14 protein-coding genes are annotated in these 13,099 nt (G+C 65.5%); 11 read left to right on the forward strand and 3 right to left on the reverse strand.

The window, feature by feature from the left end; translation table 11 throughout:
* The first annotated feature begins 144 nt into the window (after positions 1–144).
* The 6 genes from F7R26_RS06820 (at position 145) to F7R26_RS06845 (ending at position 5,899) form a co-directional block, all read left to right on the forward strand.
* A complete protein-coding gene (locus tag F7R26_RS06820) occupies positions 145–930 on the forward strand; it encodes an SDR family oxidoreductase (RefSeq protein WP_043345010.1) in 786 nt (261 codons plus the stop codon).
* 366 nt (positions 931–1,296) lie between these two features.
* A complete protein-coding gene (locus F7R26_RS06825; RefSeq protein WP_150983917.1) occupies positions 1,297–1,905 on the forward strand; it encodes a TRAP transporter small permease in 609 nt (202 codons plus the stop codon).
* Entirely contained in the window at positions 1,902–3,206 is a 1,305-nt protein-coding gene (locus F7R26_RS06830) for a TRAP transporter large permease (RefSeq protein ID WP_150983918.1), read from the forward strand. Before F7R26_RS06825 ends, F7R26_RS06830 begins: the two co-directional genes overlap by 4 nt.
* A gap of 114 nt (positions 3,207–3,320) precedes the next feature.
* Entirely contained in the window at positions 3,321–4,349 is a 1,029-nt protein-coding gene (locus F7R26_RS06835; RefSeq protein ID WP_150983919.1) for a DctP family TRAP transporter solute-binding subunit, read from the forward strand.
* Between the two features lie 236 nt (positions 4,350–4,585).
* Entirely contained in the window at positions 4,586–5,290 is a 705-nt protein-coding gene (locus F7R26_RS06840) for a DUF2968 domain-containing protein (RefSeq protein ID WP_150983920.1), read from the forward strand.
* 210 nt (positions 5,291–5,500) lie between these two features.
* Positions 5,501–5,899, forward strand: coding sequence for an acyl-CoA thioesterase (locus F7R26_RS06845; RefSeq protein WP_150983921.1), 399 nt, complete (start codon positions 5,501–5,503; stop codon positions 5,897–5,899).
* A 10-nt stretch (positions 5,900–5,909) separates the two neighbouring features.
* Here the strand turns inward: F7R26_RS06845 and F7R26_RS06850 are convergent, their stop codons facing one another.
* Complete coding sequence (locus tag F7R26_RS06850) at positions 5,910–6,455, reverse strand: PAS and helix-turn-helix domain-containing protein (RefSeq protein ID WP_043345020.1); 546 nt, start codon at positions 6,453–6,455, stop codon at positions 5,910–5,912.
* Between the two features lie 173 nt (positions 6,456–6,628).
* Here F7R26_RS06850 and F7R26_RS06855 point away from each other — a divergent pair, with 173 nt between their 5' ends.
* Together F7R26_RS06855 and F7R26_RS06860 are read left to right on the forward strand one after the other, a co-directional pair.
* Positions 6,629–7,330 carry a CoA transferase subunit A gene (locus tag F7R26_RS06855; RefSeq protein ID WP_043345022.1) on the forward strand — a complete coding sequence of 234 codons (702 nt, stop codon included), beginning with the start codon at positions 6,629–6,631 and terminating at the stop codon, positions 7,328–7,330.
* 11 nt (positions 7,331–7,341) lie between these two features.
* Entirely contained in the window at positions 7,342–7,980 is a 639-nt protein-coding gene (locus tag F7R26_RS06860) for a CoA transferase subunit B (RefSeq protein WP_150983922.1), read from the forward strand.
* A gap of 73 nt (positions 7,981–8,053) precedes the next feature.
* Here the strand turns inward: F7R26_RS06860 and F7R26_RS06865 are convergent, their stop codons facing one another.
* A complete protein-coding gene (locus F7R26_RS06865; protein ID WP_150983923.1) occupies positions 8,054–8,527 on the reverse strand; it encodes a DUF411 domain-containing protein in 474 nt (157 codons plus the stop codon).
* Positions 8,528–8,562: 35 nt separating this feature from the next.
* Complete coding sequence (locus F7R26_RS06870) at positions 8,563–9,339, reverse strand: 3-hydroxybutyrate dehydrogenase (RefSeq protein ID WP_150983924.1); 777 nt, start codon at positions 9,337–9,339, stop codon at positions 8,563–8,565.
* A gap of 202 nt (positions 9,340–9,541) precedes the next feature.
* On the opposite strand from F7R26_RS06870, the gene F7R26_RS06875 reads away from it, so the two are divergent.
* From F7R26_RS06875 to F7R26_RS06885, 3 genes are all read left to right on the forward strand, one after another.
* Complete coding sequence (locus tag F7R26_RS06875; protein ID WP_150983925.1) at positions 9,542–10,429, forward strand: alpha/beta fold hydrolase; 888 nt, start codon at positions 9,542–9,544, stop codon at positions 10,427–10,429.
* Positions 10,430–10,491: 62 nt separating this feature from the next.
* Positions 10,492–10,854: a RidA family protein gene (locus tag F7R26_RS06880; RefSeq protein ID WP_150983926.1), complete on the forward strand. Its 363-nt coding sequence runs from the start codon at positions 10,492–10,494 to the stop codon at positions 10,852–10,854.
* A 15-nt stretch (positions 10,855–10,869) separates the two neighbouring features.
* The gene (locus F7R26_RS06885; protein WP_150983927.1) at positions 10,870–13,092 is read left to right on the forward strand and encodes a RelA/SpoT family protein; all 2,223 of its coding nucleotides are present in this window, start codon (positions 10,870–10,872) and stop codon (positions 13,090–13,092) included.
* The last annotated feature ends 7 nt before the right edge of the window (positions 13,093–13,099 follow it).

Raw genomic sequence — 13,099 nt, forward strand, 5'->3', positions numbered from 1 at the left:
ATGGTCAGGCAAGATTTTTTTTGGAACGACCGTTCTTTTTTTTGATATGCTGCCTTCGGTTTCAGCAGGCAGATTTCGCGAGGAGCCCCCGTTGGCCGTGGCCATGGCAGGCGGCGCCGGGGGCTCCCGAACATAGAGGCCATTATGGGTTTGTCGATCAATCTGGAAGGCAAGGTCGCGCTGGTGACAGGCGCTTCAAGCGGTCTGGGCACGCGGTTTGCCCATGTCCTGGCGAGTGCCGGCGCCAAGGTCATCCTGGCGTCGCGGCGTACCGAGCGGCTCAAGGAGCTGCGTGCCGCGATCGAGGCCGAGGGCGGCAGCGCGCACGTGGTGCAGCTCGACGTGACCGACCACGACAGCGTGCGCTCCGCGGTGGCCCATGCCGAGACCGAGGCCGGGGCGATCGACATCCTGGTCAATAACTCGGGCGTCTCCACCACCCAGCGCCTGACCGACGTGACCCCCGACGACTTCGATTTCGTCTTCGACACCAATACCCGGGGCGCTTTCTTCGTGGCGCAGGAAGTGGCCAAGCGCATGATTGCGCGCGCCAAGGGCGCCGAGAAGAACGGCAATCCGCTGCCGCAGTCGCGCATCGTCAATATCGCGTCGGTCGCCGGGCTCAAGGTGCTCTCGCAGATCGGCGTGTACTGCATGAGCAAGGCCGCGGTGGTGCACATGACCAAGTCCATGGCGCTGGAGTGGGCGCGCCATGGCATCAACGTCAACGCCATCTGCCCCGGTTATATCGACACCGATATCAACCACCACCATTGGGACACCGACGCCGGCCAGAAACTGGTCCAAATGCTGCCCCGCAAGCGCGTGGGCAAGCCCGAGGACCTGGACGGCCTGTTGTTGCTGCTGGCGTCCGACCAGTCGGCATTCATCAACGGCGCGATCATTACCGCCGACGACGGCATGGTGTAGCCGTCAGAAGGGCGGCGCGCGCTCGCGTGCGCTTGCCGGCAGGTTGGCCCTGGCCCGCGCCAAAAGCAGCGGCCGGGCGTGCGATTCACGGTCCCTGGGCTTATCCGGTCCCCTTGGGCACCCTGCGGAATCGATGGCCTGCCGGATTCCCACGGCCAGAAGGCTGCCTGCTGGCGCGAGCCAGCGTGGGGCGCACGGGTGCCCCTGTCCAGCAGGAGCCATGCGTGGCACGGAGCAAAAGTTCCCGCGCGCGCAGCAAGTCTTGGCATAATCCGCCAAGTCTTGAGATTAAGTCTTTACATAATTCAAAGAGAAAATCCGTGCGTAGCCAGCGGCGCCGCGCGGACCGGACCGGAGGCCGGGGAGATGCAAGCAGATCGGGAGGGGCGGCGCGATGCCGACCCAAAACACGTCACGGCCATGCCGGACGAGACTGGCGCCAGCCAGCAAGGGGACAGCGGCTTCAAGGTATCGCCGCGAATTGAAGACTGGGTTGGCGTGATCGTCATGGTGCTGCTGGTGTGCATCACCTTCGCCAACGTGGTGGTCCGTTATTTCACCGATGAATCGTTTGCCTGGACCGAGGAATTCTCGGTCTTCCTGATGATCGTGCTGGCCCTGGTGGCAGGCAGCGCAGCCGTGGCGCGCGACCGCAATATCCGCATTGAATTCTTCTTCGATCGTGGCAGTGCGGCGCGGCAGCGGCGCCTGGCGGTGCTGTCGGCGGTAGCCGTTGCGGTCATGTTCATCGCGCTGGCGGTGCTGGGCGCTCGCGTGGCGTGGGACGAATACACGTTTGGAGAAACCTCGCCGGGCATTGGCGTGCCGAGCTGGTGGTACTCCATCTGGCTGCCGGTGCTGTCCGCCGCCATCGCGCTGCGGGCGCTCGGCGTAGCGGTGCGCAACCTGCGCGCGCTCAAGGCCCTGCATGCCGAGCGCGTCGATGGCGCAGCCGCTTCGGAGTCCACGCCATGACCCTCATTGCCATTATCCTGTTCGTAGTGTTCTTGGGCTTGATGATGCTGGGCGTGCCGATCGGCGTGTCGCTGGGACTTGGCGGCCTGGTGGCGATCGGCCTGTCCAACCTGGACACGCAGATGTTCGGCCTGCTGGCCGTGCCGCAGAATTTCTACGCCGGCCTGGGCAAGTACCCGCTGCTTGCGATCCCGATGTTCGTGCTGGTCGGCTCGATTTTCGACCGTTCCGGCGTGGCGCAGCGCCTGGTGACCTTCGCCATCGCCATCGTCGGGCGCGGTCCGGGCATGTTGCCGCTGGTGGCCATCCTGGTCGCCATGTTCCTGGGTGGCATCTCCGGCTCCGGCCCGGCCAATGCGGCCGCGGTGGGCGGGGTGATGATCGCTGCGATGTCGCGGGCCGGCTATCCCGGCGCGTACAGCGCGGCCGTGGTCGGCGCTGCCGCCGCGACCGACATCCTGATCCCGCCGTCCGTTGCTTTCATCATCTACAGCGTGCTGGTGCCTGGCGCCTCGGTGCCGGCGCTGTTCGCCGCCGGCATGATCCCCGGCATCCTGGCCGGCGTGGCGCTGATCGTGCCGGCCGTCTGGCTGGCGCGCAAGCACAATATGGGCGCCATCGAGGCCGGCCTGCCGCGTCCGCCGTTCTGGAAGAGCCTGCGCGAAGCGGCCTGGGGCCTGGTCGCGCCGTTCCTGATCCTGGGCGGCATGCGCGCGGGCTGGTTCACGCCGACCGAAGCCGCCGTGGTGGCGGTGGTGTACGGCCTGTTCGTCGGCATGGTGATCTACCGCAGCATTGGCATGCGCGACCTGTTCGTGATCTTCCAGGAGGCGGCGGAGACTTCCGCGGTGATCCTGCTGGTGGTGGCGCTGGCCGGCATCTTTGCCTACGCGCTGTCCACGCTGGGCGTGATCGATCCGCTGGCCAATGCCATTGCGCATTCCGGGCTGGGCGAATACGGCGTGCTGGCGCTGATCGTGGCCTTGTTGATGACGGTGGGGATGTTCCTCGACGGCATCTCGATTTTCCTGATCTTCGTGCCGCTGCTGCTGCCGATCGCCAATGCTTTCCACTGGAACCCGGTGTGGTTCGGCGTGGTGCTTACGCTCAAGGTCGCGCTTGGCCAGTTCACGCCGCCGCTGGCGGTGAACTTGATGGTCTCGTGCCGGATCGCGCGCGTGCGCATGGAAGAGACCGTGCCCTGGGTGGTGTGGATGCTGCTGGCGATGTTCGTCGCCATGCTGCTGGTGCTGGCCTTCCCGCCGCTGGCGACCTGGCTGCCCGACTACCTGGGTTATTGAGGTATTTGAGGTGCTCGAGGTACTTGAGCTACTTGAGGTACTTGAGGTACTTGAGGTATTGAAATTCTGATTGCCCATAAGAAACACACAACAGATCCTGAGAGGAGAGAACGCATGAAACGTCGTGCCCTGATGCTGTCGCTGGCAGCCACCATCGCCGCTGCCGCCCTCGCGCCCGCTGGCGCCATGGCGCAGAGCTACAAAGCCGAGTACAAGATGTCGCTGGTGCTCGGCCCGGCCTTCCCGTGGGGCAAGGGCGGCGAGATCTGGGCCGACCTGGTGCGCCAGCGCACCAGCGGCCGCATCAACATCAAGCTGTACCCGGGCACCTCGCTGGTGGCCGGCGACCAGACCCGCGAGTTCTCGGCGATCCGCCAGGGCGTGATCGACATGGCGGTTGGCTCGACCATCAACTGGTCGCCGCAGGTCAAGGAACTGAACCTGTTCTCGCTGCCGTTCCTGATGCCTGACTACAAGGCACTGGACGCCCTCACGCAAGGCGAAGTCGGCAAGTCGATCTTCGCGACCCTGGACAAGTCCGGTGTGGTGCCGCTGGCCTGGGGCGAGAACGGCTTTCGTGAAGTCTCCAACTCCAAGCGCGAAATCCGCAAGCCGGAAGACCTGAAGGGCATGAAGCTGCGTGTGGTGGGCTCGCCGCTGTACATCGAGACCTTCAATGCGCTCGGTGCCAACCCGACCCAGATGAGCTGGGCCGACGCGCAGCCGGCCATGGCCTCGGGCGCGGTGGATGGCCAGGAAAACCCGCAATCGGTGTTCGCCGCCGCCAAGCTCTACACGGTCGGCCAGAAGTACGTGACCACCTGGGGCTACGTGGCTGACCCGCTGATCTTCGTGGTCAACAAGCAGATCTGGGAAAGCTGGACGCCGGCCGACCGCGAGATCGTCAAGCAAGCCGCCATCGACGCCGGCAAGCAGGAAACGGCGCTGGCCCGCAAGGGCCTGGTCGAAGCGGGCGCACCGGCCTGGAAGGATATGGAGGCCCACGGTGTGAAGGTGGCGCAACTGACGCCGGCCGAGCACGATGCCTTCCGCAAGGCCACGGCCAAGGTCTATGACAAGTGGAAGAAGCAGATTGGCGTGGAACTGGTGAGCAAGGCGGAATCCTCGATCGCCAAGCGCTAAGCGGCCGGCAATCGCCAATGCGTGGGGTGGCGCTAACGCTCCCCCACGCCGGTGGGGCTGTTGCGGGAATGGCACCGCCAATCCCGTCATGGTGACAAAACGCGGTCCTTGCTGGGAAGCTTGTTACAATCCGCGGTCGGTGGGGTGCGCGTTGCGCATCATTGCCGCCGGGCAGTGCCGCATGATGCACCCCGATTTCCTGAACCGTATTTCGTCCCCGTCCCAGCCGGAACGCCATGTTGAATAATTCCTGCCGCGCCCCTTTGCTAGCCAGCCTGATCGGCCTGGCGTTGTCGCTGTCCGCCTCCGGTGTCGTGGCGGCAGCCGAGCCCGTGCCGATGTCGGTGGCCCCGGCGCCGCTGACCGCTTCGGGCAGCATGCCGCAGGCCTCGCCGGCTTCCCTGGGGTTGGTGTCGGAGCTGCAGAAGCGCCTGCGCGACAGGTCGGTGCGCGAGCTGCGCACCAGCTACAACGGCGACTACGGCACCACGCTGATGCTTGCGGACGATCAGGTGATTTGCTACGTGGCGCTGTTCTACCAGAAGAATCTCTGGCGGGTTTTCCGCTTCGAATCGATCGGGGCGGCGGAACAGGCTTACCGCCAGGTAACGCAGCAGAGCGCGATCTGGGCGGATGACGATATCCGCCGCCAGGTGCTGGCATCGCAAAAACGCGCGTTTGACAAGGCACTGCAGGAAACCGAGGCGCGTGCCAATGCGCTGAATGAAGACGTGCGCGTGATGCAGGCGCAGCGCCAGCGCATCGCCGAAGAGCAGAAGGCGGCGCGCATCGAGGTGCAGAGCGCGGAAATCGAGAGCCGTGCCTCCCGTATCCGCCTGGAGCAGCTGCAGGAGCAGATCCGCCGCATGGAATCGTCCCTGACGGATTCCGGCCTTGCCATGCCCGGTGCGCCGGGCAGCGACCGCCCGGCGCGCCGCTAAGCCATCGTTTTTCTGTATTTGCCTGCCGGGCCGGCGGCGTCCGTCGCCGGCTGGCGCTCGCCGGAAATTCTGATTGCAGAATCGGATTGGCCCGAGTTGAGCTGGCCCGGCTGATCAAAGGCCAGGGCTGCCGCCCTCCAGGCGTGCCGATGCGTAAACCGTCGTTTCCGCCGATGGAAGCGACAGGCTCCCGGTGTTACGCTCACGCGGATGAAACCCGTATTCACTCTGCTCATGCCCATCCGCTGGGGCGACATGGACGCCATGGGCCATGTCAACAACACGGTCTACTTCCGCTACCTGGAGCAGGCCCGCATCGCCTGGTTCGAGTCGCTGGGACATGGCGGCAAGGACGCCAGCGGTTGCGGGCCAGTCATCATCAACGCCCACATGAGTTTCCTGAAGCAGCTGCGTTATCCCGGGGATATCGAGTGCCGGATGTTTGCGGGCGACCTGGGGCGCACCAGCTTCGAGACCCGCATGGAGATCCGCCGCATCGACCAGCCGGACGTGGTGTACGCGCAAGGCGGCGCCAAGGTGGTCTGGTGCGACTACGAGGCCGAAAAATCCGTGCCCGTGCCGCCGGCAATCCGGGCGCTGATGGAATAGGGCGCCGCCCTTAGTGGTTGAGCAGGCGTTGCACCAGGTCGACCGAGGTATGTGCGCTGTACTTCTTCATCAGCCTGGCCCGGTAGATGTCCACCGTGCGGGGGCTGATGGAGAGCAGCTTGCCGATCTGCTTGCTGGTCTTGCCATCAACCAGCTGCGCGGCGATATCGCGTTCGCGCGCCGTCAGCTCGGCGGTGACCGGGCGCTTCTGCGAGAGGTCTTCGAAGGTCCAGATACCGGCGCCCAAGGGCTGCTGGCGGTCCAGCGAGCGCCCGGTGACGTGGCACCAGAACAGGTCGCCCCCTGCGCGCTTCATGATGCGCTCGTCGGAGTAGGTGCCTTTGGCGTTCATGATCGGCACGATGCGCGCGCCGGTACGCTCGAACTCGTCAGCGGTGGGGTAGAGTACCTGGAACGATTCGCCGATCATGGCGGCCCGGGTGGTGCCAAAGATGCGGCAGAGCTCGTCATTGCAGTCCTCGATCATGCGCTCGCGCGACAGCACGAGGCCGACTGGGGCGAGCTGGAAGGCGGTCTGGTAGTCGATGGCGGGCATTTGCTTATGTAATTGTACGTATTGGCGCGGGATGCGACGCTTGCGTATGCTGTCGGACGGTTGGCAACTGGACGATCTCCGTCCGATTGTACCGTTACAATTTCCCTGCGTGACTCGCCAGCATCACCTGGAGGCGGGCGCAATGACAGGAAATCACCGAGGAAGGAGCAAACATGAACAAGGTCTACGCCAGCGCCGCGGAGGCGCTCGCGGGCGTCGTTCGCGACGGCCAGACGATCGCGGTTGGCGGTTTCGGTCTGTGCGGCATCCCGGAGGCGCTGATTGCCGCGCTGCGCGACAGCGGCGCCAAGCAACTCACCTGCATCTCGAATAACGCTGGCGTTGACGGTTTCGGCCTGGGCCTGCTGCTCGCCACGCGCCAGATCAAGAAGATGATCTCGTCGTACGTCGGTGAAAACAAGGAGTTCGAGCGCCAGTACCTGGCCGGCGAACTCGAGCTGGAATTCACCCCGCAGGGCACGCTGGCCGAGAAGCTGCGCGCCGGCGGCTCGGGCATCCCGGCCTTCTTCACCAAGACCGGCGTGGGCACCATCGTGGCTGACGGCAAGGAAATCCGCGAGTTCGATGGCCAGCAGTACGTGATGGAACGCGCGCTGACCGCTGACGTGGCCCTGGTCAAGGCGTACAAGGCGGACCGCGCCGGCAACCTGGTGTTCCGCCGCACCGCGCGCAACTTCAACCCGATGTGCGCGATGGCCGGCAAGGTCACCATCGTCGAGGTCGAGCACCTGGTCGATACCGGCACGCTGGATCCGGATGAGGTCCACACCCCGGGCATCTTCGTGCAGCGCATCGTGCTGAACGCCAACCCCGAGAAACGCATCGAGCAGCGCACCGTGCGTGCCGCGGGCTAAGGAGAATCATCATGGCATGGACACGTGACGAAATGGCGGCGCGCGCCGCGAGCGAACTGCAGGACGGCTTCTATGTGAACCTGGGCATCGGCCTGCCGACGCTGGTGGCCAACCACGTGCCGCAAGGCATGGAAGTCTGGCTGCAATCCGAGAATGGCCTGCTGGGCATCGGCCCGTTCCCGACCGAGGCCGAGGTCGACGCTGACATGATCAACGCCGGCAAGCAGACCGTGACGACCCTGCCGGGCTCGTCGATCTTCTCCTCGGCGGATTCCTTCGCGATGATTCGCGGCGGCCATATCAACCTGGCTATCCTCGGCGCCATGCAGGTCAGCGAGAAGGGCGACCTGGCCAACTGGATGATCCCGGGCAAGATGGTCAAGGGCATGGGCGGTGCGATGGACCTGGTGGCAGGTGTCGGCCGCGTGGTGGTCCTGATGGAACACACCGCCAAGAAGAAGGACGGCAGCGAGGACATCAAGATCCTGGCGTCGTGCGCGCTGCCGCTGACCGGCGTGGGCGTGGTCAATCGCATCATCACGGACCTTGGCGTGATCGACGTGACCGAAGCCGGCCTGAAGCTGGTGGAGACCGCGCCGGGCGTGAGCCGCGAAGAGATCCAGAGCAAGACGGGCGCTCCGCTGCTCTGATACGCGCTGTCGGAATGAAAAAAACCCCGCGAGCTTGCGTTCGCGGGGTTTTTTATTCTCGGCGCCAGGTGCTTCAGGTGCTGCGCTTGTTGTAGCTGGCGAAGACCGATGCGCCGCCATCCGCGCGGACCAGCAGGACATCGAACGGGTCCTTGCGCGTGCCCTGTTCCATGCCTGGCGAGCCAACCGGCATGGCAGGCACCGCCAGGCCCACCGCCTTGGGCTTGCTGGCTACCAGGCGCTTGATGTCGGCGGCCGGCACATGGCCCTCGATCGCATAGCCTGCGATGCGGCCGGTATGGCAGGAGCCGAAGCGCTCTGGCATGCCGAAGCGGGCGCGATAGACGCCGGTGTCTTCCACGTCGCGCACGGTCACGGCAACGCCGTTCGCGCGCAGGTGCTCGACCCAGCCCTTGCAGCAGCCGCATTGCGGGCTCTTGTACACCTCAATGGCGAGCGGGGCAGCAGCGGCGCTGGCACCGGCGCGCAGCCCCAGCGAGGCGACGGCGCCCAGGGCCAGGGCGCGCAGAACGTGGCGTCGCTGCATGCTCTGTGCCTTTGTGTTCATTGCGCTCATTGCGCTCATTGCGCCACCCAACCGCCATCCATGTTCCAGGCCACGCCGCGCACCTGGCGGGCCGCGTCGCTGGCCAGGAACACGGCCAGCGCGCCAAGCTCGTCGGGCGTGACGAACTGGCCGGAAGGCTGCTTCTCGATCACCAGCTCGTGCTTGGCTTGCTCCACGGGAATGCCGTCCTTCTGCGCGCGCGCTTCCACCTGCTTTTGCACCAGCGGCGTCAGCACCCAGCCCGGGCAGATCGCATTGGCGGTCACGCCGGTCTGGGCGGTTTCCAGCGCGGTGACCTTGGTCAGGCCGACGATACCGTGCTTGGCGGCTACGTAGGCGGATTTCTGCGCGGAGGCCACCAGCCCGTGGGCGGAGGCGATATTGATGATGCGGCCCCAGTCCTTGCGCTTCATGCCGGGCAGGGCGAGGCGGGTGGTGTGGAAGGCGGAGGTCAGGTTGATGGCGATGATCGCGTCCCAGCGCTCGGGCGGGAAGTCCTCGATATTCGCCACGTACTGGATGCCGGCATTGTTGACGAGGATATCGGCGCCGCCGAATTCCGCGTCGGCGTAGCGCATCATGTCTTCGATCTCGGCGGACTTGCTCATGTCCGCGCCGTGGTAGCCCACGCGAATGCCCGCGCCGGCCTGCGCGATCTCGCGCTCGGCGGCCTCTGCATCGCCGAAGCCGTTGACGATGATGTTGGCGCCCTGGGCGGCCAGTGCCTGTGCGATGCCGAGCCCGATACCGCTGGTGGAACCCGTGACCAGTGCCGTCTTGCCTTTAAGCATGTTTGCCCTTTCGTCGGAGTGCTTTGCACGTTGGAGTTGGACTGCGCGAGGGACCCGTCGCGCGCCAGCGGCAAAGGCATGGCGGCGAGAACCCCGATGCTGTGGCATTGTAACTGCTGCAGCGTACAATCCAGCTTTGCCCAACCCGGGCGCCACCATGCCGGCGGCGCCGTTCTTGCTACCGTATTGCCAGGGAGTTCAGATGTCGTCAGTCAGTCCGCGCCTCGGCTTCGTCCAGTGCATCAGCCCGGCGGGCCTTCACCGCATGGCCTATCACGAATGGGGCGATCCCACCAATCCCCGGGTGCTGATGTGCGTGCATGGCCTGACGCGCACCGGCCGTGACTTTGACACGGTAGCCGCCGCCTTGTGCGGCGAGTATCGCGTGGTGTGCCCCGACGTGGCCGGGCGTGGCCGCTCGGACTGGCTCGCGGACCCGCGCCGCTACGTGGTGCCGCAGTACGTGTCCGATATGGTCACCCTGATCGCCCGGCTTAATGTCGAGCAGGTCGACTGGTTCGGCACCTCGATGGGCGGCCTGATCGGCATAGGGCTGGCTGGCCTGCCCAAGTCGCCGGTGCGCAAGCTGCTGCTCAACGACGTGGGCCCGCGCATCGCCGCCTCGGCGGTGGAGCGGATCGGTGCCTACCTGGGCCTGCCGGTGCGCTTCAAGACCTTCGAGGAAGGCCTGGCCTACCTGCAGACCATCAGCGCGTCTTTTGGACGGCACACGCCCGAGCAATGGCGCGAGCTCAACGGCGCCATCCTCAAGCCTGTGCAGGGTGCGGAAGGGCTGGAATGGGGCTTGCATTACGATCCGGCGATGGCGCTACCGTTCCGCGAGACCACGCCCGAGCAGGTGAGCGCGGGCGAAGTTGCGCTGTGGCAGATGTTCGAGGCCATCCAGGCACCCACGCTGGTGGTGCGTGGCGCGCAGTCCGACTTGCTCACACGCGAGACGGTGGCGGAGATGGTGGCGCGCGGGCGCAACGTGACTTCCGTGGAAGTGCCGGATGTGGGGCATGCCCCGACGTTCATCGATCCCGCGCAAGTGGCCATCGCCAAGCAGTTTTTCCTGGGCGCGGCCTGAAGCGAGACGCGCTGCCCGGTCCCGATGATTTTGATGTTTTACCCGATGACTAAAGTATTGCCATGAGTACCAATGAACTGAAGCGCGCCCATGTGGGCAAGCGCCTGTCCGAATACGCGATCTACAACGGCGTGGTCTACCTTGCCGGCCAGGTGCCGGAAGTCAATCCCGGCGCGGACCTGCGCGGTCAGACCGCCGAGGTGCTGGGCCATATCGAGCGCCTCTTGAATGAAGCAGGCAGCGACAAGAGCCGGATTCTCTCGTGCCAGATCTTCCTCACCGACGTCGACCAGATCGGCATCATGAACGAAGTCTGGGACGCGTGGGTGGTGCAGGGCCATACGCCCCCGCGCGCCACCGTGGAGGCTCGCCTGGCCAATCCGCAGTACCTGATCGAAGTGGTGGTCACCGCCGCGCTCAAGTGAGGCTGGGGCAGCGAGATGGTGACGTCGACTGACCTGACCGGGCAGATTGCCGGCACGCCCGATGCCGGGCTGGTGGAGCGCGCCCTGGCGTTCGTGCGCGAGCGCGGCAGCACCGCCTTGCTGCCCACCGGCGAAACCGTGCTCTCGCATGCCGAAGGCATGCTGCGCATTCTCGATGGACTGCGCGTCGACGATGCCGCGCGCGCGGCGGCCTGCCTGTTCGCGCTGGCTGCGTTCGTGCCTGGCAGCGAGGTGGAAATCGAGCCGCTCTTCGGCGAAGAAGTAGCGGGGCTGGTCAAGGGTGTGCGGCAATTGTTGCGCATCGGCGCGATCGCGGTGGGCCACAGTGGCGCGCCCGAAACCACCAAGGACGAAATCGCCGCGCGCCAGGAGCAGGTGGAGGCGCTGCGCAAGATGCTGCTGGCCTTCGCGCAGGACATCCGCGTGGTGCTGGTGCGCCTCGCCTCGCGCCTGCAGACGCTGCGCTGGCTGGCGCAGGTCAAGGCGCAGCCGTTGCCAGGCGTTGCGCGCGAAACGCTGGACATCTACGCGCCGCTGGCCAACCGGCTGGGCATCTGGCAGATGAAGTGGGAGCTGGAGGACCTGGCGTTCCGCTTCGAGCAGCCCGATACCTACAAGCGCATCGCACGATTGCTCGACGAAAAACGCATCGAGCGCGAAGGCTATATCGCCAGCGCCATCGCGCGGCTGCAGTCCGAGCTGGCATCGGCCGGCATCCGCGCCGAGGTGAGCGGGCGGCCCAAGCATATCTACAGCATCTGGAAGAAGATGCGCGGCAAGGAGCTCGACTTTGCCGATCTCTACGATGTGCGCGCCTTCCGCGTGATTGTCGACGACATCAAGGATTGCTACACCGTGCTGGGCATCGTGCACCATATCTGGCAGCCGATCCCGCGCGAGTTCGACGACTATATTTCCCGGCCGAAGTCGAATGGCTACAAGTCGCTGCACACGGTGGTGATCGGCGACGACGGGCGCGCCTTCGAGGTGCAGATCCGCACCCAGGAGATGCATCACTTCGCCGAGTACGGCGTGGCCGCGCACTGGCGCTACAAGGAAGCGGGCAGCAAGGGCTATAGCGGCCAGTTCTCCGCCAGCGAGCGCTACGACGAGAAGATCGCGTGGCTGCGCCAGTTGCTGGCGTGGAAGGACGACGCCGATCATTCGGTTGCGCACGACGAGTCGCCGTGGGAGCAGCTCAAGCACGCGGCCATCGACGACCACATCTATGTGCTGACGCCGCAGGCGCGCGTGGTCGCGTTGCCGCAAGGCGCTACGCCGGTGGATTTCGCATACTACCTGCATACGGACCTGGGCCATCGCTGCCGCGGCGCGCGCGTGGATGGCACCATGGTGCCGCTGAACACGCCGCTCAAGAACGGGCAGACGGTGGATATTATCGCCGTCAAGCAGGGCGGCCCGTCACGCGACTGGCTCAACGCAGAACTTGGCTACCTGGCCAGCCCGCGCGCGCGCGCCAAGGTGCGCGCCTGGTTCAACGCGCTGGATTCGCAAGAGACCATGTCGCAAGGCCGCGCGCTGATCGACAAGACCTTGCAGCGCGAGGGCAAGACTGCCGTCAACCTGGATGACCTTGCCGCGCGGCTGGGCTTCAAGACGCCGGACGACCTGTTCGCCGCGGTCGCCAAGGATGAGTTCAGCCTGCGCCATGTGGAGCAGGCGCTGCGGCACCCCGAGGGCGAAGCCGCGGTGGTGCAGAGCGAGGAAGAGGCCGTCACCAAGAAGAGCCGCGCTACCAGCGTGGCGCGCGGCGCCAAGAGCGGTGTGCTGGTGGTGGGCGTGGATTCGCTGCTCACGCAGATGTCCAAATGCTGCAAGCCGGCGCCGCCGGACGAGATCGTGGGCTTCGTTACGCGCGGGCGCGGCGTCTCGATCCATCGCCGCACTTGCCACACCTTCGGGCAACTCTCGGCGCGTGCGCCGGAGCGCGTGATCCAAACCGAGTGGGGCAAACGCAGCGATGCCGTCTATCCCGTGGATATCCACGTGGAGGCGATCGACCGGCAAGGGCTGCTGCGCGACATCTCCGAAGTGCTGTCGCGTGAGAAGATTAACGTCACCGGCGTGAAGACGCTGTCGAGCAAAGGCGTCGCGCGGATGCAGTTCACCGCCGAGGTTTCCGAGGCCACGCAGCTGCAGCGCGCACTCGGTTTGATCGAAGATGTGGTGGGGGTCTTGCAAGCGAAAAGAAAGTGATGCTATA

Origin of the sequence: Cupriavidus basilensis (genome assembly GCF_008801925.2) — a bacterium.
Lineage (GTDB): Bacteria > Pseudomonadota > Gammaproteobacteria > Burkholderiales > Burkholderiaceae > Cupriavidus > Cupriavidus basilensis.

Coding starts and splice junctions, on each gene's coding strand:
- F7R26_RS06845 (WP_150983921.1), top strand. CDS start 5,501: ATGAAACCCGTATTCACTCTGCTCATGCCCATCCGCTGGGGCGACATG.
- F7R26_RS06850 (WP_043345020.1), bottom strand. CDS start 6,455: ATGCCCGCCATCGACTACCAGACCGCCTTCCAGCTCGCCCCAGTCGGC.
- F7R26_RS06875 (WP_150983925.1), top strand. CDS start 9,542: ATGTCGTCAGTCAGTCCGCGCCTCGGCTTCGTCCAGTGCATCAGCCCG.
- F7R26_RS06870 (WP_150983924.1), bottom strand. CDS start 9,339: ATGCTTAAAGGCAAGACGGCACTGGTCACGGGTTCCACCAGCGGTATC.
- F7R26_RS06860 (WP_150983922.1), top strand. CDS start 7,342: ATGGCATGGACACGTGACGAAATGGCGGCGCGCGCCGCGAGCGAACTG.
- F7R26_RS06820 (WP_043345010.1), top strand. CDS start 145: ATGGGTTTGTCGATCAATCTGGAAGGCAAGGTCGCGCTGGTGACAGGC.
- F7R26_RS06835 (WP_150983919.1), top strand. CDS start 3,321: ATGAAACGTCGTGCCCTGATGCTGTCGCTGGCAGCCACCATCGCCGCT.
- F7R26_RS06880 (WP_150983926.1), top strand. CDS start 10,492: ATGAGTACCAATGAACTGAAGCGCGCCCATGTGGGCAAGCGCCTGTCC.
- F7R26_RS06865 (WP_150983923.1), bottom strand. CDS start 8,527: ATGCAGCGACGCCACGTTCTGCGCGCCCTGGCCCTGGGCGCCGTCGCC.
- F7R26_RS06830 (WP_150983918.1), top strand. CDS start 1,902: ATGACCCTCATTGCCATTATCCTGTTCGTAGTGTTCTTGGGCTTGATG.
- F7R26_RS06840 (WP_150983920.1), top strand. CDS start 4,586: ATGTTGAATAATTCCTGCCGCGCCCCTTTGCTAGCCAGCCTGATCGGC.
- F7R26_RS06825 (WP_150983917.1), top strand. CDS start 1,297: ATGCAAGCAGATCGGGAGGGGCGGCGCGATGCCGACCCAAAACACGTC.
- F7R26_RS06855 (WP_043345022.1), top strand. CDS start 6,629: ATGAACAAGGTCTACGCCAGCGCCGCGGAGGCGCTCGCGGGCGTCGTT.
- F7R26_RS06885 (WP_150983927.1), top strand. CDS start 10,870: ATGGTGACGTCGACTGACCTGACCGGGCAGATTGCCGGCACGCCCGAT.